Here is a 24346-nt window from a genome sequence, read left to right on the forward strand (position 1 = left end):
ACTCGCGACGAGCGTCACCCTATCGCCCTGTCGACTGGGCTTTCAAACGCTATCGACCCCCCAATTCAACAATTCAAGAGAACCGCTAGCTTGAAACTCTTTTCCGAACTCGGCCTCAGCGCCAAGGTCCTGGCCGCCGTAGAGGCAGCTGGATACAGTGAACCGACGCCGATCCAGGAACAGGCCATCCCTCACGCGATCGAAGGCCGGGACGTGCTCGGCATCGCGCAGACGGGTACTGGCAAGACGGCCTCCTTCGTGCTGCCGATGTTGACGCGGCTCGAAAAGGGGCGCGCGCGCGCTCGGATGCCGCGGACGCTGATCATCGAGCCGACCCGCGAGCTCGCGGCGCAGGTCGAGGAATCCTTCGTCAAATACGGCCTCGACCAGAAGATCAATATCGCGCTGCTGATCGGCGGCGTCTCGTTCGGCGATCAGAACAAGAAGATCGACCGCGGCGTCGACGTTCTCATCGCGACGCCAGGTCGCCTGCTCGATCATTTCGAGCGCGGCAAGCTGTTGATGACCGCTGTCGAAGTGCTCGTCATCGATGAGGCGGATCGCATGCTCGACATGGGGTTCATTCCGGATATCGAGCGGATCTGCAAGCTCTTGCCGATCACGCGGCAGACGTTGTTCTTCTCGGCGACGATGCCACCTGAAATTACCCGGCTTACCGAGCAGTTTCTACAGAATCCTGTCCGCGTCGAAGTGGCGAAGCCGGCGTCCGCCGCCCTCACCGTCACCCAAAGATTGATCGCCTCGAAGAAGGACGATTTCGAGAAGCGAGAGACGCTGCGCACGATCATTCGCGAGCAGGACGACCTGACCAACGCGATCATCTTCTGCAATCGCAAGCGCGACGTGGCCACGCTGTTCCGCTCGCTTGAGAAACACGGCTTCTCGGCGGGTGCGTTGCACGGCGACATGGACCAGCGCTCGCGAACCGCGATGCTCCAGAGCTTCCGCGACAACCAGATCCAGCTTTTGGTCGCGTCCGATGTCGCGGCCCGCGGACTCGATATCCCGGCCGTCAGCCATATTTTCAACTTCGACGTTCCAATTCACGCCGAAGACTACGTGCATCGCATCGGCAGAACCGGCCGCGCTGGTCGGTCGGGCAAGGCCTTCACCCTCGTCGCCAAGTCCGACAAGAAATATCTGGATGCGATCGAGAAGCTGATCGGCGGTGAGATCGCATGGCATGGCGAGTCGGTCGCGACGCTCGTCGACGCCCCGTCAGAAGACAAGCCAGCCCGTCGTAGCAGTCGTCGTGGCACCGGCACGCGCCGCCGCGACAACAGCGAGAAGGCGCCTTTGGCGCCTGAAGCCGCGTCAGTGGTGGAAGAGCCGGCAGTGGTGCGCGCCGAAGCCGGAGAATTGGATGTTCCGGTCGATGCTCTCGCCGAGGAGAGTGTCGCATCATCATCTGAGGCACCTGAACGCAGCCGGACAAGCCGCAAGCGGTCCGGCACGAACGGCGAACGCGCCAGACCGGCCGCCGCGGCTGCTCCCCGCTCACGGGCGGCGCAGCCGGCAAGTCGCGCGCGGACCGACGACGGCAACGCTCCGGTCGGCTTCGGCGAAGACATTCCAGCCTTCATGCTCATCGGCACCGGCGCTTAACGCCACCCGCCGCAGGTCTCGCGCGCACATATCGGACGGACCAGGATGTCCTGGCCCGCCGAATGGATGCGTTTCGCGTCAATCGCTTTCAGCCGCATTGGTCGATCGCCTGGAGAAGATCACGATATCGGCGGAACGCGCGAAACCGTGCTTGATCCACTGCAGTTGATCGGCTTATCGAAATTCTATGCCGGGTAATTGCTCGCTTAGTCGGCGTAATTCAGTCACGGCCTGAACGGTCATCTCGGCGCTGAGAGCCACCGAGCCGTCATCCCGATCATCTCTGCCGATCACCGATGAATTCTGGTAGATCCAGGGCAGAACACCCATGCCATCCGGCGCGACCTCGATGCTCACTTCGCGGAGACGGCCGGCGATGCGCCGCTCAACGTCCGCGAGAAGCTCGGGCACGCCTTCGCCGGTGATCGCCGAAACCAGGTGTGCGGCCTGAGTTGCTTGCTGTCCCTCGCGGACCGTCGCCAAATGGTGGCTGACGGACTCGTCCAGCAGATCGATCTTGTTCCAGACCTCGACGACATGCTCGCTGTCGTCGGCATCGATGTCGAGATCGCGCAGGATTTTCCGCACGTCCTCGGCCTGCGCCAAAGTGTCGGGATCGGCCATGTCGCGCACGTGCAGGACGATCTCGGCTTCGATCACTTCTTCCAGGGTTGCCCGAAACGCCGCGACGAGATGGGTCGGCAGGTCTGACACAAAACCCACGGTATCGGAAAACATCACCTCGGTTCCGTGGGGAAGTGCCGCACGGCGCAGGGTTGGATCGAGCGTGGCGAACAGCAGGTCCTTGGCGAAGACGTCGGCGCCGGTCAACCGGTTGAAAAGTGTCGATTTTCCCGCATTCGTGTAACCGACCAGCGCCACCACCGGGTGCGGCGCTTTCTTGCGCTTGGCGCGATGCAACTGACGTGTGCGCCGCACCGACTCCAGATCCTTCTCCAGCCGCTTGATGCGCTCCTGCAACTGGCGGCGATCGGATTCGATCTGCGTTTCGCCGGGGCCGCCCAGAAATCCGGCACCGCCGCGCTGTCGCTCGAGATGGGTCCAGCTGCGTACGAGCCGGCCGCGCTGATAGTTCAGATGCGCCAATTCGACCTGAAGCCGGCCCTCCTTCGTTCGGGCGCGTTGTCCGAATATCTCGAGGATGAGCCCGGTTCGGTCGAGGACTTTGGCGTCGAGTTCCTTTTCGAGATTGCGCTGTTGGACCGGCGTGAGCGAATGATCGAAGACGACAAGACCGATGTCTTCGCTCGCCACGAGGCCCTTCAGTTCCTCGACCTTGCCGGCGCCGATCAGCGTCGCCGGGCGCGGCCGAACGGCGCTAACGACGCCGCTGGCGACAATATCGAGACCGATCGCTGCGGCCAGGCCCATAGCCTCGTCCAAGCGCGCCTCGTCGCTCCGGCGCACCAACTCGGAGCTGCCCTGGCTTGCTTCGTCCCGCGATTGATATTGTTTGAAAACCGGCACGAAAACCGCCGCGCGCGTTACCACACTGCCGTGTTCGATCGGACCCTTTGGTCTGGATTCCTTATGCTCGGCCAATCACGCCTTCCCGTCTTCGTCGCCATCATACATGTTGACCGGCTGCGAGGGCATGATCGTCGAGATCGCGTGCTTGTAGACCAGTTGGGAATGACCGTCGCGCCGCAGCAGGACACAGAAATTGTCGAACGACGTCACCACGCCGGTCAATTTCACGCCGTTGACGAGGAAGATCGTCAGCGAAATCTTTTGCTTCCGGACCGTATTGAGAAAGAGATCCTGCAGATTCTGTGTGCGTTCAGGCATCAAACCTTGTCCTTTTCCTATTCTTATTGGCCGCGGCAACGACCGCCTGGCGGCTGTCGATCCGTGCGTTTGGCTCGCTCTCTAACTGAGCGCTTACGGTGTCGGTGCTTTGCCTCGCAACCTCGACCACAACAAAAACTCGGCCGTCTGGCCGATGATCGGGCTCCGGCGGAGCGACCGGATCAAAAAAACTCCAAACTCACGCGGAACAACTGCTCGACATGACGGACGGCGCTGGCGGTCGCAAAGATCACGACACGGTCCTTCGCCTTGATCTTGGTTTGCCCACTGGGTCGAACAAACTCGCCATTGCGATAGATCGCGCCGATCCGCAAGTTCTCCGGCAAATCCAGCTCGCGCAGCGGCTTGCCGACCAGCGGCGATGTCTCCAACGCCTCGGCCTCGATCACCTCCGCCACGCCGTTCTGGATCGAGTGGACCGCGCGGATTCGTCCGCGCCGCACATGCTGCAGGACCCGCGATATAGTGACCGACCGCGGGTTGATGAAGGCGTCGATTCCCAGCGTTCGGGTAAAACTTTGGTAGTCGGGGTTGTTCAGCAATGTCAGATTGCCGCCGCAGCCGAGTCGCTTGGCCATGACGCTCGCGAGGATATTGACCTTGTCGTCATTGGTCAGCGCCACCAACAGATCGCTCTGCCTGATGTCAGCCTCGTTGAGGATCACCTGATCGAGACCGCTGCCGTGCAGCACGATGGTTCGCTTCAATGTGTCGGCGATAGCGACCGCCCGGTCGTGATCCGCCTCGATGACACGAACCTTGGCGCCGAGATTACGGCGCTCCATCTGTTGCGCGACGTAAAGGCCGATATTGCCGCCGCCGACAATCACGATGCGGCCGGCTTCGGGCTCCTCGTGTCCGAAAAGACCAAGCGTCCGGCGTACGTGGGAGCGCTCGGCGACGACATAGGCGATGTCGCCGGCCACCATCTGGTCGTTCGAGGTCGGAATGAACAGCCGCTCCCCACGCCAGATCCCGACGACGGTCGCCTTGAGATCGGGAAACAGTTCGGTCAGCTGATCGAGCGGCGTGTCGACCACCGGACAATCGTCGCGGCATTCGATCGCGACCATCGCGATCGTATCGTCGGCAAAACGCACGGCATCCATCGCCCCAGGCAGGGCGATCCGTCGCAGCACCATCTCGCCGACCTCGACCTCCGGGGAAATGATGACGTCGATGGGCATGTTATCGGTCGAGAACAGATCCTGCCAATGCGAACGCAAATAGCTCTGGGACCGGATGCGCGCGATCTTGGTCGGAACATTGAACAGCGAATGGGCGACCTGGCAGGCCACCATGTTGACCTCATCATGCAAGGTCACCGCGATGATCATGTCCGCCTGCTCGGCGCCGGCCTCGGCCAGCACGTCCGGATGAGCCCCGTGGCCGACGAAGCCGCGAGCATCGAGATTGTCGCGGATCGCCTGGACGAGCGACCGCGACGTGTCGATCACCGACACGTCATTGCGTTCGGATGCAAGGCGCTCGGCGATGCCATAGCCGACCTGGCCCGCGCCACAAATCACCACTCTCATGGAATGCGCCTCTTTTGCCGACCCGCGAGCCGATCACCACAGGCGTCCATATCGGCTTGAGAGGTTTTGCGCAAAGGATTCCGGGTCTGCCGAGGCCCCATGTTGCCTATCATCCGCCGGGGAGAACGCGGCGCCATCCGCCGTTCCCGTCCATAGGTGCGCGTCGGTCCACGTCGTCAGATGCCAAGCGACTTCAACTTACGGTGCAAAGCAGACCGCTCCATGCCGACGAACTCCGCGGTGCGAGAGATATTGCCGCCGAAGCGATTGATCTGCGCGACGAGATACTCCTTCTCGAACACTTCGCGCGCGTCGCGCAGCGGCAGGGCCAGGATCTGGCCATCCGACTGACTGGGTGTGCGCGGCAGCATTTCGCCGACCTCACGTGGCAGCATGTCCGCCGAGATCTGCGTTTCCGCATCGCCCTCCCTGGACAGGATCATCAGCCGTTCGACATTGTTGCGCAATTGCCGGACGTTTCCTGGCCAGTCGCTGGACTGCAAGACCGCCATCGCTTCGGGGCTGATGGCCTTCGGCTTGATGCCGGTCTGCTCGCTGATCTGCGTCATGAAGGCCTCCATGAGCAGCGGAATATCCTGGCGCCGGTCGGCGAGCGGGGGCACGACAATCGGGACAACGGCGAGCCGATGGTAGAGATCCTCGCGGAATATTCCGTCGGCGATCATCGATTCCAGATTCTGCGCCGTCGACGAAATGATCCGAACGTCAACCTTCACCCGCTTGGAGCCGCCGACCCGCTCGAACGTCTGCTCGGTAAGAACGCGCAGGATCTTGTTCTGGGTCTCGCGCGGCATGTCGCCAACCTCGTCGAGATACAAGACGCCACCATGGGCTTCCTCGAGCGCCCCGACCTTGCGCTCGACCCCCGGCGGTGTCTCCGTGCCGAAGAGCTCCACCTCCATGCGATCGGGCATGATGGCGGCCGCGTTGAGAGCGACAAAGGGCCCGTCGGCGCGGCTCGACCCGGCGTGGATCGCGCGCGCCACCATTTCCTTGCCGGAACCCGAGGCGCCAAGGATCATCACCCGGCTGTTGGTCGGGCCGACCCGCTCGATCAGCGTCCGTAACTGGTTCATCGGATGCGACTTGCCGATCAATTCGGCGAAATCGGACGAACGTCGGCGCAGTTCGGAAACCTCGCGCTTCAACTTCGAGGTCTCCAGCGCCCTTTCGGCGACGAGAATCAGCCGATCGGCTTTGAACGGCTTTTCGATGTAATCATAGGCGCCCCGGCGGATCGCCGACACCGCCGTCTCGATATTGCCGTGTCCGGAAATCATAACGACGGGAACTTCGGGATGCTGCGCCTTGATCGCATCGAGGAGATCAAGTCCGTCCAGCCGGCTGCCTTGCAGCCAGATATCCAGAAAGATAAGCCGCGGCACCCGGTCGGCGATCGACTGAAGCGCCGCATCCGAGCCGCCAGCTGTTCGCGTTTCATGACCCTCGTCCTCGAGGATTCCCGCTACCAGTTCGCGGATGTCGGCTTCGTCATCGACGATCAAGATGTCCGATGCCATCGATCTCACCTGTCCTTTCTTCCGTCTCTTCTTCGTTCGGCTCGACGGCAGTTTCCATCGCCGGCAAGGTGATACGTACCAATGCGCCTTGAGGCTGGTCCGGCGCATCGTCGAGGGCGATGGTTCCGCCGTGATCCTCGATAATCTTCCGGACGATCGCCAGGCCGAGCCCTGTACCCTTCTCGCGTGTCGTCATGTAGGGCTCAAGCAGACGATCTCGATCCTCGCGCGGAAATCCGCGACCGTTGTCGATGATTTCGACGATGTGGCGGTCCAGGCCCGGCTCCGCCCGGATGACGATGCGACCCTCGATATCCTCGGTTGCCTCGAGCGCCTCGACCGCGTTCTTCACTAAATTTCCAAACGCTTGTGACAGCAACCGTATGTCATAGGAACCGAGCATGGGTTGATCTGGAATATTGGCCTCGAAGGCGATCCCGTGGTCGCCCATTTCGCGCATGAAGACCGCCTCGCGCAGCGCTTCGCGAAGGTCCTTGGCTTCCATCTTCGGCTTCGGCATCCGCGCGAAGGTGGAGAATTCGTCGACCATGCGGCCGATATCGGAGACCTGCCGCACGATCGTTTCGATGCACCGGTCGAAGACTTCGCGATCGTCCTCAACGCGTTTTCCGTATCGACGCCGGATGCGTTCCGCGGACAGTTGGATCGGGGTGAGCGGGTTCTTGATCTCATGGGCAATACGACGCGCGACGTCTGCCCAGGCTGACGAGCGCTGAGCCTCGACAAGGTCGGTGATGTCGTCGATCGTCACCACGCTCGACTGGGCCTCCTCCCCTGCCTCGGAGGACGTGATCCGGATCGCCAGGGTCCTTTCTCGGTCGCGGATGCGCAGTTTGACTTCCTCTTGATACTCCGGCCGCGAGGATATCGACGCGGCGCGGTAAATCCTGCCGATGAGCGGAAACGTCTCATCAAGATTTCGGCCCACCACGAGCCGAGATTCCACATCGAGAATGCGCTCGGCCGACGGATTGACCATCGTCGCCGTGCCATCCCGTTCGACACCGATCACTCCGACGGTCACGCCGGACAGAACGGCCTCGGTGAAGCGGCGGCGTTCGTCGATAACATCCTTGGCGTGAACCAGTTCCGAACGCTGGCTGCGAAGCTGCAGGATCATGTTGTTGAATGTGTTCGACAGGGATCCGACGTCGCCGTCAGACGCGCGCACGGGAACCGATATGGACAGATTGCCGTCGCTGACCTCATCGGCCGCGCCCATCAGCATCCGGATCGGTCGGACGAGCCGGTCGGCGACGCCGATTCCGGTCCAGATCGCCGACAACAGGACGATCAGCGTGATCCCCAGATACAAAAGCGCGAAGGCCAGCTGGAGGCCGAAGCGATTGGACTGGAGGCTCGAATATTCCGCCGACCGTTCCTCCATCAACCGCAGCGCGGCGATCACCTCCGGGTCGACGGCGCGCACGGTGTAGAGATAGACATTCGCGATCTGCCGCAGTTTGATGATCGCGCCAACGAGGTTGGTGACGCCGGGGGGGATGAAGACGAGGTTGCCTTCCGCCGCCTGTTTCAAAGCGTCGTCCGGGGGGACCGGCAGCGGGCGTTCGACCGCGACGTCAGCTGCCAGGAATGGCGTGCCGTCCGGCCGCAAAAGCTGCGCCCCGAGCAGGGAGCGCCCCTTGGCCTGATCGGTCATCAGATTCTGGAAGCCGGTCGGATCGAGACCAAACAACCGCCGTTGCTGATCCAGATCGTAGGCCATCGACAAAGTTGAGCCCTGAAGGTTGCGGGCGTTCTCGTTGACATAGGCCCGCGCCACGCTGATCGAGGATTCGACAATGGTGCGGGTGCGAATCTCGAACCAGCGATCAAGGCCGAGATCGAGCGTGATACCGGCCACGATCGCCACTAGCAGCGCCGGCAGCGCAGCGACGATGGAAAACAGCAAGACGATGCGAACGTGCAGACGCGACGCGGCCTTTCCCTGCCGCCGCGCCCGGACCATGCGCATGACTTCCCGCCCGATCAAAAGGCAGAGGATCAACACGAAGGCGCCGTTGACGACGGTCGCGATGGTCACGATCGTGTCCGTCGGCGCGATCGGCGTCAGTCCCATGAGGACGACGAAGGAGATCGCCCCCGTCACCAGTGCCCCAACGACGGCCAGAAGGCCCGGAACAAGCATGAATCGCCGCCGTTCCAACAGGAACGGAATCTCGCCTTCTGATTGCACCGGGTTAGAAGTCATGATTCGCCGCAAATGATGATCACGTTGCCACACAGCAACGGATTGTGTCTAATCTGCAACGAAATTCGGCAGATATCCAGTTATCTGATCAAGCGGACGACAGAAATGTCGAGATCGCGGATTTTCTTGCGCAGGGTATTTCGGTTGACGCCCAACAGATCGGCCGCCCGGACCTGATTTCCGCGTGTTGCCGCGAGAGCTGCCGCGATCAGCGGATACTCCACGTCTCGCAAGATCCTCTCATGCAGACCTGGCGGGGGCAGACCATCCCCGAACGACGCGAAATAGTCGGAGAGATAACGTTCCACCGCCGCGCTGAGATCGATCGGCCTGTCGCTATCGCTGTCGATGCCCGGGGAACTGGGGGCATCATTGGACAATTCGTGTTCCACCAATTCGGCCGATATCTCGTCTTGTGGATAGAGCGCGGACAGGCGGCGAACGAGGTTTTCGAGCTCGCGGACGTTGCCGGGCCACGGGTAGCGGCGCATGACGTCGAGCGCGCCCTGGCTCAGCGATTTTCGCGGCAGCCCCTCCTTTTCGGCCTGGGCAAAGAAATGCCGCGCGAGATCGGCCAGATCCTCGATGCGTTCGCGCATCGGCGGCAACCGCAGCGGCACCACGTTGAGACGGTAGAACAGGTCCTCGCGAAACAGCCCCCGCCCGATCAACTGGCGCAGATCCTTGTTGGTGGCGGCCACGATACGCACGTCGGTGGCGATCGGCGTGCGCCCTCCGACGATCGTATATTCGCCCTGTTGGAGCACCCGCAGAAGTCGGGTTTGCGCTTCCATCGGCATGTCGCCGATCTCGTCCAGAAACAGCGTTCCGCCTTCGGCCTGCTCGAAACGGCCGCTGGTGCGGGCCTGCGCCCCGGTAAAAGCCCCCTTCTCATGACCGAAAAGCTCGGATTCGATCAACTCGCGCGGGATAGCCGCCATGTTGATAGCGACGAACGGCCCCTTGCGCCGCCGTCCATAGTCGTGAAGCGCACGGGCGACGAGCTCCTTGCCGGTGCCCGATTCACCCGTGATCGTCACCGTGAGATCGGTCTGCATCATCCGGGCCAGCGCGCGGTAGATGTCCTGCATCGCCGGCGAACGGCCCACCAGCGGCATCGAGTCCTGGAGTTCTTCCGGCGCGCCCGTCTTGGCCCCGGGCCTCGGTTCGGACAGCGCGCGGCGCACGATCGCAACGAGTTCGGTCAGATCGAAGGGCTTGGGAATGTAGTCGTAGGCGCCCTTCTCCGACGCCTTGATGGCCGTCATGAAGGTGTTCTGCGCGCTCATGACGATCACCGGCAGGTCCGGTCGTGAGTTCTTGATCCGCGGAAGCGTGTCGAAGGCGTTGCCGTCGGGCATGAGAACGTCGGTGATGACCAGATCGCCCTCACCCGCCGAAATCCACCGCCACAGCGTCGCGATGTTCGAGGTGACGCGCACCTCGAACCCGGCGCGCATCAGCGCCTGCGAGACCACCGTGCGGATGGCCGAGTCATCGTCGGCGACGAGGATCTGCATACTCATTCCCGTGTCCTCAGATTTCCGTTCCGACAGGCAGATCCTGCTCGTCGGGAGTTCGCGCTTCGCGCCAGGCCGGCATCAGAACGCGGAAGATCGTGTGCCCCGGCTGCGACTCGCATTCGATGACCCCGCCATGATCGCCGACGATCTTCGCGACCAGGGCAAGTCCAAGGCCGGAACCGCTCGGCTTGGTCGTCACGAAGGGATCGAAGATGTGCTGGCGGAGGTCATCGGGGACTCCGGCGCCGTTGTCTTCCACAGCGAATTCCAACGGTAAGGTGACGCGGTCCTTGGTGCCGGGAACCGACAGCCGGACGCCAGGCTTGAAGGCGGACGAAAGGCGGATTTCGCCGTCCTCGCGACCATTTACCGCTTCCGCCGCATTCTTCAGGAGGTTGAGAAAGACCTGCACCAGCTGGTCCCGGTTGGCCAGGACCGCCGGCAGCGAGGGGTCGTAAAGCTCGGCGATCTTGATATCCCGGGCAAAGCCGCTTTTGCCGAGCATCTTCACGTGCTCCAAGACCGAGTGAATGTTCACCGCCGATCGCTCGATCGGCCGCTGGTCGGAGAACACCTCCATCCGGTCGACCAGCTTGACGATCCGGTCGCTCTCCTCCTGGATCAGCCGAGTCAAACCTCGATCTTCGTCGCTGGCCGAGGTGGCCAGGAGTTGCGCCGCGCCCTTGATCCCGGACAGCGGGTTGCGGATTTCATGGGCGAGCATGGCCGCCAGCCCGGTGACGGATCGAGCGGCGGATCGGTGGGTCAGCTGGCGGTCCATCTTCTCCGCAATGGAGCGCAGCTGGATCATCACCACGACGAGGTCGGGCTCGTCCGGTAAATTCGAGACGTACAGATCCACCAGCCGTTCGCCGCCGAGACGTGGCGAGGAAAGGTCGACGCGATACTCGCTGATTCGTCCCTGCTGCTGTCGGACCTGCTCGATCAGCGCGAAGAGCGGGCTGTCCCCCGGCACGAAGTCCTGAATGCGCCGTTTGGCGAGACTGGCCATGCCGGCCGAAAAGAACTGCTCGGCATCGGAATTGGCGAACCGAAAATACCCTTCGCGGTCGAGAACGACGACGGGATGCGGCAAGGCATTCAGGATACGCGTGTGTTCAAACGCAACGGCTGGAGAATCGAACGGGATCGTCACCGGTCAGGCCGCATCGCGAAAGAGGTCATGCCGGAAGGTCGGCTCCACATCGGACAGGCGGGCGTCGCCGAACAGGCGCCTCAGACAGGCGACGATAGCCGCCGGTTCACGGCCTGCCATGACCGACGCTCTATCCGCCGCCGAAATCGGCTCGACGCCGCCTGCGCCGAAACGGTCAAGGTACCAGCCCAGATGCTTTCGCGCATGGCGGACGCCGACATTTAGGCCGTAATGGGCCAGCATCATATCGTAGTGCTCCTCGACGAGATCGGACAGGCGAATGGCGGACAAGTCCTTCAAGCCAACCCTGCCGACGAGAAGCCCCGGCAGCCAGGGCCGTCCTTGCGCCCCGCGACCGATCATGACGGCATCTGCCCGGCTCGCTGTCAGCATCGGGTCCAGTTGATCCGAACGGGCAAGATCGCCATTGGCGACGACCGGCACGGTAACCGCGTCCCGCACCGCTGCGATCGCCGGCCAGTCGGCCTTTCCTTCATAGAAATCGGCGCGGGTTCGCCCATGCACCGTGATCATCCGGACGCCCGCCGCCTCGGCCCTCGCAGCAAGTTCGGGAGCGTTGATCGAGGCCCGATCCCAACCAAGCCGCATCTTCAGCGTCACCGGGATATCGCCGGCACCGGCGACGGTCGCTTCGACGATCCGCAAGGCGAGATCAGGCTCGCGCATCAGTGCCGAGCCGGACAATCCGCCGACGACTTTTTTCGCCGGACAGCCCATGTTGATATCGATGATGTCGACGCCGAGATCCGCCAGCCGTTCGGCCGCCTGGTGCATCCATTTCGGATCGCGGCCGGCGAGTTGGACGGCATGGGTGCCCGATCCGTCTCGCATCGCCCGCATCGCACTCGCGTCGCAACCTTTGACGAATTCGCCGCTGGCGACCATTTCGGATACAACCAGCCCGGCGCCGAATCGGCGCGCGAGACGACGAAATGCCACGTCGGAAATACCTGACAAAGGAGCCAGGAAGACGCGGTTATCCAAGCGGTTAGGCCCAACCGACAGCGGTTGCTCGACACCGCGCGGGGTTGATCGCCAAGCGCCGGCTTCGGAGCTCTTTCCAGGTTGTGTCGATTCTCGCATCATTGGGTTGCACTTTATAGAGGCGTGCTCAAAAGACAAGCATATTGCACTTGCGAAGTCGCCCTCATCTGTGATCCAGACTGGGGCGACACAAGGGAAGGATCGCCAGAATGAAACCCACTGTCGCGGCGATCGTCGTTGCCGCGGGGCGCGGCGAACGGGCCGGCCAATCCCATGAAGGGCCGAAACAATATCGCCACATCGCGGGGCGGTCCATTCTGGTTCGAACCTTCGATAATCTCCGTTCGCATCCAGCCATCGATCGCCTCGTCCTGGTCATCCACCCCGGCGACCGTGAGCTGCTGCGGAAGGCTCTCGGGACCGATGGCGACGACGACTTACAAATCGTCATAGGCGGTTCGACGCGCCAGGAATCGGTGCGTCTTGGACTGGCTGCCCTGGCCGAGGCCCCGCCGGATCGCGTCCTCATCCATGACGCCGTGCGCCCCTTCGTCGACGCGGCGCTGATCGATCGAACGCTGGCGGCTCTCTCCGATACCGTCGGCGCCATCCCGGCACTGCCCGTCGCGGATACCCTGAAACGTGGTGCGGAGGCTGGCCTGATCGCCGCGACGGTCGACCGGCGGCAGCTGTTTGCCGCCCAGACGCCGCAGGGCTTTCCCTTCGGCCCGATTCGTGACGCGCACGAGCGGGCCGCGCGGTCTGGCCGCACCGATTTCACGGACGACGCCTCGATTGCCGAATGGGCCGGGCTGGCCGTGCGGCTCGTCGACGGTTCGTCCGACAATGTGAAACTGACGACCGCGCGTGATATCGCCTTGGCCGACGAACGATTGAGGAGAGCTCCGGGCATGATCGATGTCAGAACCGGCAATGGCTATGACGTCCACCAGCTGGTCGATGGCGACCATGTAACCCTGTGCGGCGTGCGGATCGCCCATGATCGCGCGCTGTCTGGACATTCCGATGCCGATGTCGGGCTGCACGCGCTCACCGACGCCCTGCTCGCCACCTGCGGCGCGGGCGACATCGGCGATCATTTCCCGCCCAGCGATCCGCAATGGCGGGGCGCGCCGTCGCATATCTTCGTGGCGAAGGCTGTGGAGATCGTGCGCGCGAAGGGGGGGCGGATCATGAATGCCGATGTGTCGCTGATCTGCGAGGCGCCGACGATCGCGCCCCATCGTGAGACGATGCGTGAGGCGATCGCGGAAATGACAGGGATCGGCCTCGATCGGGTCTCGGTCAAGGCGACGACCAACGAAACCATCGGCTTCGTCGGGCGACGAGAGGGCATTGCGGCGATCGCCACGGCGAGTGTCGCTTACGGGGAAAGCGCGTGACGGAAGAAGCGGGCGAGATCGCCGACAAGGCCCGCAGGGTCATCGAGGCCTACACCGCGCGCGGCCTGAAAATTGCCACCGCCGAGTCCTGCACGGGCGGGATGATCGCGGCAGCCCTGACGGATATCGCCGGGTCTTCGGCTGTCCTTGACCGCGGGTTTGTAACCTACTCGAACGAGGCCAAAATCGCGATGATCGGTGTTGATCCGGAAAGTCTCGCGGCCGACGGCGCTGTGTCGGAAACCGTCGCGCGTCAGATGGCGGAAGGTACCTTGCGAGCCTCGAACGCGGATGTCGCCATATCCGTCACCGGCATCGCCGGTCCAGGTGGCGGTTCGTCGGCAAAGCCCGTCGGCCTGGTGCATTTCGCATGCGCGGGCAACGGTATGACACGACACGTCGAAAAACGTTTCGGTGACCTTGGCCGTTCGGCTATCCGAGGCGCCAGCGTCAGGGTGGCGCTCGATCTATTGCTGGAAGCGGTGAGAGATCAACCGGCCTGCTGAGAATCGGCCGGGCGGGTATCGAAACCGTAGACTGCGTCGGCGCGCTCCTCGAATGCCTTGGCGAACCGCCGAAAGGCAAAGTCGAACATCGATCCCATTAAAAGGCCGAGCGTCCGACTCTTGAACTCGTATTCGATGAAGAAATTGACGTCACAGCCGCCGTCGCTGGCTGCCTCGAAGGTCCAACGATTGTCGAGATAGCGGAACGGCCCGTCGACATATTTGACATCGATCCGGCGTTCGGCGGGCTTGAGTAGAACCTGCGTCGAGAAGGTTTCCCGAACCATCTTGTAGGCGACCGTCATGTCGGCCACGAGCAAGGTCTTGCCGTCTTTCTCCCGTCGGGAGCGCACGACCAACTGCTGGCAGAGCGGCAGGAATTCCGGATATTTTTCGACATCCGCGACGAGCGCGAACATTTCGTCTGGGCTATGGCGCACATGGCGCGTCGTCTCGAACTTTGCCATGGTTCCGCAATATTAGGCTGCGGCCTCGCGGGCAAGGCGCGCCGCTTTGAGCCGGTCGAAATCTTCGCCGGCATGATGCGACGAGCGGGTCAGCGGGCTGGACGCGACCACGAGGAAGCCTTTCGCCAGCGCCACGGTCTCAAAGGACGTGAACTCTTCCGGAGTAACAAAGCGCATCACTGCGTGGTGCTTCTTGGTCGGCTGCAGATATTGCCCGATGGTGAGGAAATCGACGTCGGCCGTCCTCAGATCGTCCATCAATTGCAGCACTTCGTTCCGCTCCTCGCCGAGACCGACCATGATGCCGGATTTGGTGAACATCGTCGGATCGAGTTCCTTGACCCGCTGCAAGAGGCGGATCGAATGGAAGTAGCGGGCTCCAGGCCGAACCGTCAGATAGTTCGACGGCACCGTTTCCAGATTGTGGTTGAAGACGTCGGGCTTGGCGGCCACCACCGCTTCGAGCGCGCCCGGCTTGCGCAGGAAATCTGGCGTCAGGATCTCGATCGTCGTTCCCGGCGCGATGGCGCGGATCGCGCGGATCGTCTTGACGAAGTGTTCCGCGCCGCCGTCGGGCAGATCGTCGCGGTCGACCGAGGTGATAACGACGTGGGCCAGCCCCATCGCAGCCACGGCACGTCCGACACTCTCCGGTTCGCTTTGGTCAAGCGCCTTAGGCAGTCCGGTGGCAACGTTGCAGAAGGCGCAGGCACGGGTGCAAATCCCGCCCATGATCATGAAGCTCGCGTGCTTCTTTTCCCAGCAGCCGCCGATATTGGGACAGCCGGCTTCCTCGCAAACCGTCACCAGATTATTGGAACGGGTGATTTCGCGGGTTTCGTAATAGCCCTTAGACACCGGCGCCTTGACGCGAATCCAGTCCGGCTTCTTCAGACTGGCCGTCTGATCCGGACGATGGGCTTTTTCGGGATGCCGCGGCCGGGGAGTCTCCCCGGCCGGCCGGCGATTATCGAGCACGGTGACCATGCGACTTACTTAGCCTCGCCTCGGCACCGTTGCAACGCGCCGAAGCGCTTGGCTGCTATGTGCGACCGCGAACCGCGCGGAAGATGAAGATCAACAAGCAGGCGCCGATGAAGCCCACGATCAGATAGGAGAACGAGAACGACGCGCCTGCCTGGAAATCGACCAGACCCGTAAGTCCGAGGATCAGGTTCAGGACGATGGCGCCGACGATCCCGAGAATAATATTCATGAAGAGACCCATGTCGCTCTTCATGACCTTTTCGGCCAACCAACCAGCGATGCCGCCGACGATAATTGCTGCAAGCCAACTCATACGAATCTCCATCAAGTTTTTGTTTTGATGAAGATAGGGCGAATTGATCTTTGCCAAGCTCACCGTTGCATTTTTTGTGAAAGACGGTGATCGGCCCGGGATTTTCCGGGTTCCGCAGCGCCGAGAGGCCGCTTTCTTGCCGACAATGTGGATGTCGGTCGCGAACGCCGTGATCCGCTGCCGCAGACGAAGCGACTTTGGAATTGGGCCAAGCCTGCGTCTCACATGTGGATAACCTTGCCATAGGCATCGAGGACACTCTCGTGCATCATTTCCGACAAGGTCGGATGCGGGAAGACGGAGTGCATCAGCTCTTCCTCGGTGGTCTCGAGGCCCATGGCAATGACGAAGCCCTGGATCAGTTCGGTCACCTCCGCGCCGACCATGTGCGCACCGAGCAACTCGCCGGTCTTGGCGTCGAACACGGTCTTCACCAGCCCCTCGGGCTCGCCCAGCGCGATCGCCTTGCCGTTGCCCTTGAAGTTAAAGCGCCCGACCTTGACTTCGCGGCCGGCCTCCTTGGCCTTGGCTTCCGTCAGGCCCACCGAGGCGACCTGCGGCTGGCAATAGGTGCAGCCGGGGATCTGCGTCGTCTTCATGGGGTGAACATCCATCCCCTTGATCTTCTCGACGCAGATCGTCCCCTCATGCTCGGCCTTGTGGGCCAGCATCGGCGGTCCGGCCACATCGCCGATGGCATAGATGCCCTCGACATTGGTCCGGCCGAAGCCGTCGATCTTGACCACGCCCCGCTCGATCGCCACGCCGGCCTCCTCGAGCCCTAGTCCATCGATGTTGCACTGGACGCCGACGGCCGAGATGAGCCGCTCGGCCTTCAGAATCTCGGTCTTGCCCCCCTTGGTTTCGACGGTCACCTCGACGCCCTGCCCGGATTTCGTCACCTTCGAGACCTTGGCCTCGGTGAGGATCTTGAGGCCCTGCTTCTCCAGTTGCTTGCGGGCGACGCCCGCAATCTCGGCATCCTCGACCGGCATGATCTGCGGCAGCAGTTCGACGACCGTCACCTCGGCACCCATCGTGCGGTAGAAGGAGGCGAATTCGATGCCGATCGCGCCCGAGCCCATGACGATGAGCGATTTGGGCATCGACGCTGGCTTCATCGCCTCGAAATAGGTCCAGATGCGATCTCCGTCCGGCTCGATGCCCGGCAGAACGCGCGGCCGCGCGCCGGTGGCGACGATCACGTGCTTGGCCTTGTAGGTCCCCTCCCCGAGCACGCCCTTCGGTACCGGGTTCTGCGGCTCCACCGCCGGCTTCTTCATCTTGCCGACCGACACCTCGACAGGCGCGCCCTTCCCGGCCTTGGTGATCTTCGCTTCGCCCCAGATGACGTCGATCTTGTTCTTCTTCATCAGATAGCCGACGCCGCCGTTGAGCTGCGCCGAAACGCCGCGCGAGCGCTTGACCACCGCGGCGATATCGAAACCGGGCTTGGCGATCGTCAGTCCGTAGTCCTTGGCGTTCTCGGCATAGTGGAATATCTCCGCCGAGCGCAGAAGCGCCTTGGTCGGGATGCAGCCCCAGTTGAGACAGATGCCGCCGAGGTGCTCGCGCTCCACGACGGCAGTCTTGAACCCGAGTTGCGCCGCCCGGATCGCCGCGACGTAGCCGCCAGGGCCGCCGCCGATGATCAGGATATCGTAGGTATCAGCCATTGGTCGTCTCCTCAGCCGGACGGGCGGAGTGAGACGCCTTGTCGGCTTCGTTCAATATCGCTCTCACCGGCTCGACCAGTTCCTCGCCGAGAGCGCGGGTGTGCGCGGCGGAAAGATGCACTCCGTCCAATTCAGTCGTCTCGCAGACCTCGGACGCATCGAAGAAAGCGCAGCCATATTCTTCTGCCACCTTGGTAAAGGCCGAGCGGAAATGCTGCGTTTCCTCGACGCCATGGCCGAATAGCAAGGCAAAGTCGGGCTCCATCGTTTCGCAGAACATGGGCGGGGCGACGATCAGTATTTGCGGCGCCGCATAGCCACGCTGATATGGGAACCCTTGGACGATCTCGACCAGCCGCTCCATGCCCTGGCGTGACTCGAACACCCTGCCTCCACCGGTGTGGCGCTTGAGGTCGTTTGTTCCCAGCATGAGGATGACGAGATTGAGTGGCTGATGCGCGCCGAGCGCGGTGGCGATCGTCTTCACCCCATTGCGCTCGGCCATCACCATCTGGTCGTCGAACACCGTGGTACGGCCGTTCAGGGCGTCGGTGATGATCACGACATCATCGCCGAGCGCTTTGGCCAGGACATTCGGCCAGCGGTCATCGAAGGCGTGCCGCAATCCGGTTTCGGAGTCATAGCCCCAGGTCAGCGAGTCGCCGTAGCACAGTACCGTCTTCATCAAACCATTGTCTCCGCCCTCTACCGTCCGTCCAGCAATTTCGTCACGTCTTCCAGGCTGCGCACGTCCGGAGTCAACTCGACAGGCGCCTCGGAGCGCTCGGACAGTCGGAAGATATCCCCGCGTGCCGAATCGAGGACGCGTTCGGCGATGATGGCCGTCTGCTCGCACATCACGAGAGTGTTCGTCTGGCTCGGTCCGATCGTTTCAGGAGGATAGCTCAGGCACAGTTCGAGACCGTCCACACTCCAATCCGCAACAACGATCTTTGCGCCCAGGCTCGACGACCACACCGAAGCGGACCCGCCGGGCGCGAGATATTCGACCTGCACGGAAGGATCCTCGGGACCGTCGCCCCCGTAAAGTAGCGTCATGTCGATGAAATCGAACGTGCCGGATTCACTCGCACCCCCTGCCAGTGCCGCCGCCATCTCGAAAACGCCGATCCGGCACCCCAAGGCTGCGACCAGTGCGACTCGACGGCCTCGCACGCCATGGAAGGATGCGATTTGCATCGCCTCAAACCAGCATCGACATTGGGTTTTCGATCAGCTGCTTAAACGCCCCGATCAACTCAGCGCCCAACGCTCCGTCGACCGCCCGGTGATCCGTGGACAGTGTCGCGCTCATCACCGTTGCCACCGTGACGGCGCCGTTCTTCACCACCGCCCGCTGCTCACCGGCCCCCACAGCCAGGATCGTCGCGTGCGGCGGGTTGATGACCGCGGCAAAGTCCTTGATGCCGAACATGCCGAGATTGGACACCGCCGTGGTGCCGCCCTGGTACTCTTCCGGCTTCAGTTTGCGCGTACGAGCGCGCTTGGCCAGATCCTTCATCTCGTTGGAAATCGCAGAGAGGGTCTTTTCCTCCGCCCGCCTGATGATCGGCGTGATCAGGCCGCCCTCGATCGACACCGCGACGCCGACATCGGCATGCTTGTGCTGGAGCATCGCCGCCTCGGTCCAGGAAACGTTGGCCGTCGGAACGGCCTTGAGGGCCAGCGCCATCGCCTTGATGATCATGTCGTTGACCGACAGCTTATAGGCGGGACGGTCGCCGGCTTCGCCCCTGATCGTCGGCGCGGCGTCGTTGAGCTGTTTGCGCAGCGCCAGCAGCGCGTCGAGTTCGCAGTCGATCGTCAGATAGAAATGCGGGATCGTCGTCTTTGCTTCGACGAGGCGCTTGGCGATGGTCTTGCGCATACCGTCGTGCGGCACCTTTTCGTAGGAGCCTTCTTCGAAGAGCTTGAGGATGGACTCGTCGCTAGCGGCCTTGGCCATCGGAGCAGCCGCCGGCTGCGCGGCCGCCGCGCCCGTTTCTGCCGGAGCCGCCTTCCTGGCGCCGCCCTTGGCCGCGGCTTCCACGTCGGTCTTCACGACCCGGCCACGCGGGCCGGAGCCTTCGACGGTGCCAATATCGATGCCGGCGTCCTTGGCTAGCCGCCGCGCCAGCGGCGAGGCGAAAACGCGCTCGCCCTTGGCGCCATTGGAAGCCGCTGGCTCGCCCCCACCCTGCGCCCGACTGTCGGCGCGCATCGCAGCGTCTTTCGCATCGGCCTCAGAGCCCGTGACCGCCGCGTCGGCCTGCGGATCGGCTTTGATCGCGCCGGCCTGTCCATTGCCTTGAGACGCCTTCTCACCACTCGCAGCGCCCCCGCCCGCCGCGGCGTCCTCGGCGCTCTCGCCGTCGGCGGCGAGGATGGCGATGATCTCGTTGACCTTGACGCCCTCGGTGCCGGCCGCGACGACAATCTTGGCGACAGTGCCCTCGTCGACGGCCTCGACCTCCATCGTCGCCTTGTCGGTCTCGATCTCGGCGATGATGTCGCCGGAAGACACCTGGTCGCCCTCCTTGACCAGCCATTTGGCGAGGTTGCCCTCTTCCATGGTCGGTGAAAGCGCGGGCATCGTCACGTTGATCGGCATCCGGAACGTCTCCTCAATGGCCCTTACGCCGGGCGTCGTGTTCTTGTGCGTGGGCTGCCAGCTTGGCGACATGCGCCGACCAGCCATTACGGTGGTCGAGCAGCAACGTGGCGCGCTCGGCTTCCGGCGCCGCTTGCCAGCCCTGATGTTCGATCGTGACGCGGGTGCCGCTCCCCCGCTGTTCGAGCGTGACCGAGACCACGGTGTCGAAGTCCCAGTCCTCGTCGGCCCAAACCATGACGAAGCCGCGTGGGGGATGATAGGCTGTGACCTTCGCGCGCGTGGTCCGTTGCCGTCCCGACGGATCTTTCCAGGGTTCCAGGAAGCGACCGCCGTGCTTTGGCTCGAATTCCAGCTCCTCGCGCCACCAAGTCTTGAAACATTCGGGCTCGGTCAGGCAGTCCCACACCGAGGCCGGTGAGACATCGACATCCTGGACGATCACGAGGCTATCGCCAGCCTCGTTCAATCCGATGTTCGCGGTCTCGCCGTGCATCGCGTCAATCCCGATACGTGACGGACTTGACCGCGTCGATCACTTCCTTGACCGACGGTAGCGCCAGTTTTTCCAGATTGGCCGCATAAGGCATCGGCACGTCCTTGCCGCAGACCTTAAGAACCGGCGCGTCGAGGTGGTCGAAGGCGCGGACCATCAATTCGGACGCGATGTGCGAGCCGATCGAGCCCTGCGGCCAGCCCTCCTCCACCGTGACGCAGCGATTGGTCTTCTTCACCGAGCGAATGACGGTGTCGATGTCCATCGGCCGGATGGTGCGAAGATCGATGATCTCGGCATCGATGCCCTCCTTGGCCAATTCCTCGGCGGCCTTGATTGCATAGGTCATGCCGATGCTGAAGGAGACGATGGTGACGTCGGTGCCCTTCCTGTGGATGCGCGCCTTGCCGATCGGCACAGTCCAGTCGTCGATCTTCGGAATGTCGAAAGACTGGCCGTAGAGGATTTCGTTCTCGAGGAAAATCACCGGATTGGGATCGCGGATCGCGGATTTCAGAAGTCCCTTGGCGTCCGCGGCCGTGTAGGGCTGCACCACTTTGAGGCCAGGTATATGGCTATACCAGGCGGCGTAGTCCTGACTGTGCTGGGCGGCGACGCGCGCAGCCGCGCCGTTCGGCCCACGAAAGACGATCGGGCAGCCCATCTGGCCACCGGCCATGTACAGCGTCTTGGCCGCCGAATTGATGATCTGGTCGATCGCCTGCATGGCGAAGTTGAAGGTCATGAACTCGACGATCGGCCGCAACCCCGCGAACGCGGCGCCAACGCCGAGACCGGCAAAGCCGTGCTCGGTGATCGGCGTATCGACGACCCGCCGCGCGCCGAATTCGTCGAGCAACCCCTGGGTGATCTTGTAAGCGCCCTGATACTCTGCGACCTCCTCGCCCATGACGAAGACGGTCTCGTCGCGGCGCAGCTCCTCGGCCATCGCGTCGCGCAACGCTTCGCGCACCGTCGTCGCCACCATTTCGGTGCCTTCGGGAATCTCCTGGCCGAACCCGCCGGTATCGTCCTCCAGCTCGGGATGGGCCTTGCCCTCGGCCGGCACGCGCCGTGCCGCCATGCTGTCGCCCTTCGCCTCGGCTGCCGGCTCGCTTGCCTTGGCTTCGCCAGCTTCGGATTCGGCGCCGGCACCCTGATTGGTGCTCTTCGCCCCGCCGCCGGACGGCGTGCCTTCGAGCGCACTCGCGTCCTCGCCATCGAGCAGCAACAGCGCGATCGGCGTATTGACCTTCACGCCCTCGGTGCCGGCTTCGATCAGGATCTTGCCGAGCTTGCCCTCATCGACGGCTTCTACCTCCATGGTCGCCTTGTCGGTTTCGATCTCGGCGATCACATCGCCCGGCGCGACGGCGTCGCCTTCCTGCTTGATCCATTTGGCCAGATTGCCCTCTTCCATGGTCGGGGACAGGGCGGGCATCAAAATTTCGGTCGGCATCGTCGGTCCCCTTACTCGGCCGTCTGCGGAATTTCATCCGCGTAGATATCGGTCCACAGTTCGGAGATGTCCGGCTCCGGATCGTTCTGGGCGAAATCCGCCGCGTCGGCCACAATCTCCCGGACCTCCTTGTCGATGGCTTTCACATCGTCATCGGACATGGCGTGGTCTTCCGTGAGCCGACGCTTGACCTGCTCGATCGGATCGGACTCCGATCGCATCTTCTGGACCTCGTCGCGGCTGCGGTATTTCGCCGGATCGGACATGGAATGACCGCGATAGCGATAGGTCATCATCTCCAGGATGATCGGCCCGTCGCCCTTGCGGCAATGTTCGACCGCAAGATCGCCCGCTGCCTTCACGGCGCGTACGTCCATTCCGTCAACCTGAATGCCCGGAATCTTGAAGGACAGACCGCGATGAGCGAAGTTGGTCTCGGCCGAGGCGCGGTTGACCGAGGTTCCCATCGCGTAGCGATTGTTCTCGATGACGTAGATCACCGGCAGCTTCCACAGCGAGGCCATGTTGAAGCTCTCATAGACTTGGCCCTGGTTGGCCGCGCCATCGCCGAAATAGGTCACCGCGACCGCGTCCGTGCCGTTGTAGCGGTTGGCAAAGCCAAGCCCGGTGCCGATCGAGACCTGCGCACCAACGATGCCGTGACCGCCGAAGAAGTTCATCTCCTTCGAGAACATGTGCATCGAGCCACCCTTGCCCTTGGAATAGCCGCTGCGACGCCCGGTCAACTCGGCCATAACACCGCGCGCTTCCATGCCGGTGGCGAGCATATGGCCATGATCGCGATAGCCTGTGACGACCTGATCGCCCTCCTTCAAGGCCATTTGCATGCCGACAACCACCGCCTCCTGACCGATGTAGAGATGGCAGAAGCCGCCGATGAAACCCATGCCGTAGAGTTGCCCGGCCTTCTCCTCGAAGCGGCGAATCAGCAGCATGTCGCGATAGGCCTGAAGTTCGCGATCCTTGGAAAAGGACGCTGGCTTGGGCGGTTCGAAATGCTCAAGCGTTTTGACGATTTCGGCGGACGAATCCGCTGGCACGCCCTTTTGCGGACCGCTCGCTCCGCTGGCGTCTTTTGCCGTGGGGGATTTCTTCTGCCTGGCCGCCATGCTGCCTCCCGGTCTTGACCTGCCGACATGCGGCCACAAATCCTGATGGGAGTATAGACGGAGCGCAGCCGTCATCAAGCGACGCAGAACCGTTTAACGGATTCACCATTTAATTGCCGTCATGCAGCAAATTAACGGAAAATCTGTTAATTAACAGCCTTACTGTGCATATCTCTGTAGAGCCATGGCTGAATGGGGGATCCGACGGCCCCTTGCAGGGCACCGCCGGGCGTCGTTTGGCCGGCCGGATTCGCGGCCGGTCAGCGAAGGATGACGATCTCGTCGTCGGTGGTCACGTTGAGCGCCCGGCGTGCTCGCTCGTCGATCATGTCGCGCTCGAGCGTTCCGTCGTGGAGGAGCTGGACTCGCTGCTCGAGCCGTTCGCGAACTTCAGTCACTTCGTCGATCTTGGCACCACGTTCGGCCAGCTCCCGGCTCAATGCCGCCTTTGCCTCCAGGCTATAGCGTCCGCTTTGGGCATGGATCGCGAAATAGGCCAGAAAGCTGACCGTGATCGCCGGCACGATCAAGCGGCCGATATGGCTCTGTCGCTTTTGGATGGTACGCATCTTGGCTCCTTGCCGCCATCATCGCAGGCCTCACTTAAGAGAGCGTAAACCAAGTCCCAACCGCGGTTGGTCCAGATGCGGATCGCCGCCGCTGTTTTCGCCTGTGTCCGGCGCCCTAGGTTCCACCGTCCGAGCAACGGACAATTGGACGATGGACCGAACGGATCATGAGGGCGTCGAGGGCAAGCGAGCTATGGCCGATTTTGGGTGACGCGGCTTGATCAAGCGGCGCGGTTGTCGGCGCCCTGCGTGGCGACGCCGTCTGTGAATGTGACGC

General features: G+C 62.7%; 21 protein-coding genes and 1 pseudogene. 3 read left to right on the forward strand and 19 right to left on the reverse strand.

From position 1 onward, the window contains the following. Positions 1 to 90: 90 nt before the first annotated feature. Positions 91 to 1207: pseudogene (locus tag VQ044_RS06720) on the forward strand (DEAD/DEAH box helicase); the annotation flags it as partial. A gap of 593 nt (positions 1208 to 1800) precedes the next feature. Here the strand turns inward: VQ044_RS06720 and hflX are convergent. The 8 genes from hflX to dusB form a co-directional block, all read right to left on the reverse strand. Then, positions 1801 to 3189, reverse strand: a complete 1389-nt coding sequence (gene hflX / locus VQ044_RS06725; protein ID WP_327646173.1) for a GTPase HflX — start codon at positions 3187 to 3189, stop codon at positions 1801 to 1803. Next, a complete protein-coding gene (gene hfq / locus VQ044_RS06730) occupies positions 3190 to 3435 on the reverse strand; it encodes an RNA chaperone Hfq (RefSeq protein ID WP_206453939.1) in 246 nt (81 codons plus the stop codon). A gap of 182 nt (positions 3436 to 3617) precedes the next feature. Beyond that, complete coding sequence (trkA, locus tag VQ044_RS06735; protein ID WP_327622102.1) at positions 3618 to 4994, reverse strand: Trk system potassium transporter TrkA; 1377 nt, start codon at positions 4992 to 4994, stop codon at positions 3618 to 3620. Positions 4995 to 5170: 176 nt separating this feature from the next. Continuing rightward, the gene (gene ntrX / locus VQ044_RS06740; RefSeq protein WP_327622101.1) at positions 5171 to 6535 is read right to left on the reverse strand and encodes a nitrogen assimilation response regulator NtrX; all 1365 of its coding nucleotides are present in this window, start codon (positions 6533 to 6535) and stop codon (positions 5171 to 5173) included. Beyond that, the gene (locus VQ044_RS06745; RefSeq protein WP_442872869.1) at positions 6507 to 8768 is read right to left on the reverse strand and encodes an ATP-binding protein; all 2262 of its coding nucleotides are present in this window, start codon (positions 8766 to 8768) and stop codon (positions 6507 to 6509) included. The genes ntrX and VQ044_RS06745 overlap by 29 nt, the downstream gene beginning before the upstream one ends. An 80-nt stretch (positions 8769 to 8848) precedes the next feature. Further along, positions 8849 to 10294 (reverse strand): nitrogen regulation protein NR(I), encoded by a 1446-nt coding sequence (gene ntrC / locus VQ044_RS06750; protein WP_327646176.1) that lies wholly within the window; start codon positions 10292 to 10294, stop codon positions 8849 to 8851. Positions 10295 to 10304: 10 nt separating this feature from the next. Beyond that, a complete protein-coding gene (locus VQ044_RS06755; RefSeq protein WP_327622098.1) occupies positions 10305 to 11447 on the reverse strand; it encodes a two-component system sensor histidine kinase NtrB in 1143 nt (380 codons plus the stop codon). Positions 11448 to 11450: 3 nt separating this feature from the next. Beyond that, on the reverse strand, positions 11451 to 12551 hold the full coding sequence (gene dusB / locus VQ044_RS06760; protein WP_442873803.1) for a tRNA dihydrouridine synthase DusB: 1101 nt from the start codon (positions 12549 to 12551) through the stop codon (positions 11451 to 11453). 110 nt (positions 12552 to 12661) lie between these two features. Here dusB and VQ044_RS06765 point away from each other — a divergent pair, with 110 nt between their 5' ends. After that, positions 12662 to 13855 carry a bifunctional 2-C-methyl-D-erythritol 4-phosphate cytidylyltransferase/2-C-methyl-D-erythritol 2,4-cyclodiphosphate synthase gene (locus tag VQ044_RS06765; protein ID WP_327646178.1) on the forward strand — a complete coding sequence of 398 codons (1194 nt, stop codon included), beginning with the start codon at positions 12662 to 12664 and terminating at the stop codon, positions 13853 to 13855. Continuing rightward, positions 13852 to 14361, forward strand: a complete 510-nt coding sequence (locus tag VQ044_RS06770; protein WP_327622095.1) for a CinA family protein — start codon at positions 13852 to 13854, stop codon at positions 14359 to 14361. Before VQ044_RS06765 ends, VQ044_RS06770 begins: the two co-directional genes overlap by 4 nt. On the opposite strand, the gene VQ044_RS06775 is transcribed toward VQ044_RS06770, so the two are convergent. The 11 genes from VQ044_RS06775 to VQ044_RS06825 form a co-directional block, all read right to left on the reverse strand. Further along, on the reverse strand, positions 14346 to 14828 hold the full coding sequence (locus VQ044_RS06775) for a type II toxin-antitoxin system RatA family toxin (RefSeq protein ID WP_327622094.1): 483 nt from the start codon (positions 14826 to 14828) through the stop codon (positions 14346 to 14348). The two genes, VQ044_RS06770 and VQ044_RS06775, sit on opposite strands and share 16 nt — an antisense overlap. Positions 14829 to 14840: 12 nt before the next feature. Next, positions 14841 to 15815: a lipoyl synthase gene (gene lipA, locus VQ044_RS06780; protein ID WP_327650879.1), complete on the reverse strand. Its 975-nt coding sequence runs from the start codon at positions 15813 to 15815 to the stop codon at positions 14841 to 14843. A 55-nt stretch (positions 15816 to 15870) separates the two neighbouring features. Beyond that, positions 15871 to 16128 carry a GlsB/YeaQ/YmgE family stress response membrane protein gene (locus VQ044_RS06785; protein ID WP_442872872.1) on the reverse strand — a complete coding sequence of 86 codons (258 nt, stop codon included), beginning with the start codon at positions 16126 to 16128 and terminating at the stop codon, positions 15871 to 15873. Positions 16129 to 16349: 221 nt separating this feature from the next. After that, positions 16350 to 17804, reverse strand: a complete 1455-nt coding sequence (lpdA, locus tag VQ044_RS06790; RefSeq protein WP_327646179.1) for a dihydrolipoyl dehydrogenase — start codon at positions 17802 to 17804, stop codon at positions 16350 to 16352. Further along, a complete protein-coding gene (locus VQ044_RS06795) occupies positions 17797 to 18489 on the reverse strand; it encodes an SGNH/GDSL hydrolase family protein (protein WP_327646180.1) in 693 nt (230 codons plus the stop codon). Before VQ044_RS06795 ends, lpdA begins: the two co-directional genes overlap by 8 nt. Positions 18490 to 18509: 20 nt before the next feature. Further along, positions 18510 to 18920, reverse strand: a complete 411-nt coding sequence (locus VQ044_RS06800) for a hypothetical protein (protein WP_327646182.1) — start codon at positions 18918 to 18920, stop codon at positions 18510 to 18512. An 88-nt stretch (positions 18921 to 19008) separates the two neighbouring features. Next, positions 19009 to 20415 (reverse strand): pyruvate dehydrogenase complex dihydrolipoamide acetyltransferase, encoded by a 1407-nt coding sequence (locus VQ044_RS06805; RefSeq protein WP_327646184.1) that lies wholly within the window; start codon positions 20413 to 20415, stop codon positions 19009 to 19011. Between the two features lie 13 nt (positions 20416 to 20428). Next, positions 20429 to 20911, reverse strand: coding sequence for an SRPBCC family protein (locus tag VQ044_RS06810; protein WP_327646185.1), 483 nt, complete (start codon positions 20909 to 20911; stop codon positions 20429 to 20431). 4 nt (positions 20912 to 20915) lie between these two features. After that, positions 20916 to 22370, reverse strand: a complete 1455-nt coding sequence (locus VQ044_RS06815) for a pyruvate dehydrogenase complex E1 component subunit beta (protein ID WP_327646187.1) — start codon at positions 22368 to 22370, stop codon at positions 20916 to 20918. 11 nt (positions 22371 to 22381) lie between these two features. Further along, a complete protein-coding gene (gene pdhA / locus VQ044_RS06820; protein WP_327646188.1) occupies positions 22382 to 23500 on the reverse strand; it encodes a pyruvate dehydrogenase (acetyl-transferring) E1 component subunit alpha in 1119 nt (372 codons plus the stop codon). 260 nt (positions 23501 to 23760) lie between these two features. Next, entirely contained in the window at positions 23761 to 24069 is a 309-nt protein-coding gene (locus tag VQ044_RS06825; protein WP_327622085.1) for an FtsB family cell division protein, read from the reverse strand. Between the last annotated feature and the right edge of the window lie 277 nt (positions 24070 to 24346).

Source organism: Aurantimonas sp. C2-5-R2 (assembly GCF_036549495.1).
Classification (GTDB): domain Bacteria; phylum Pseudomonadota; class Alphaproteobacteria; order Rhizobiales; family Rhizobiaceae; genus Aurantimonas; species Aurantimonas coralicida_A.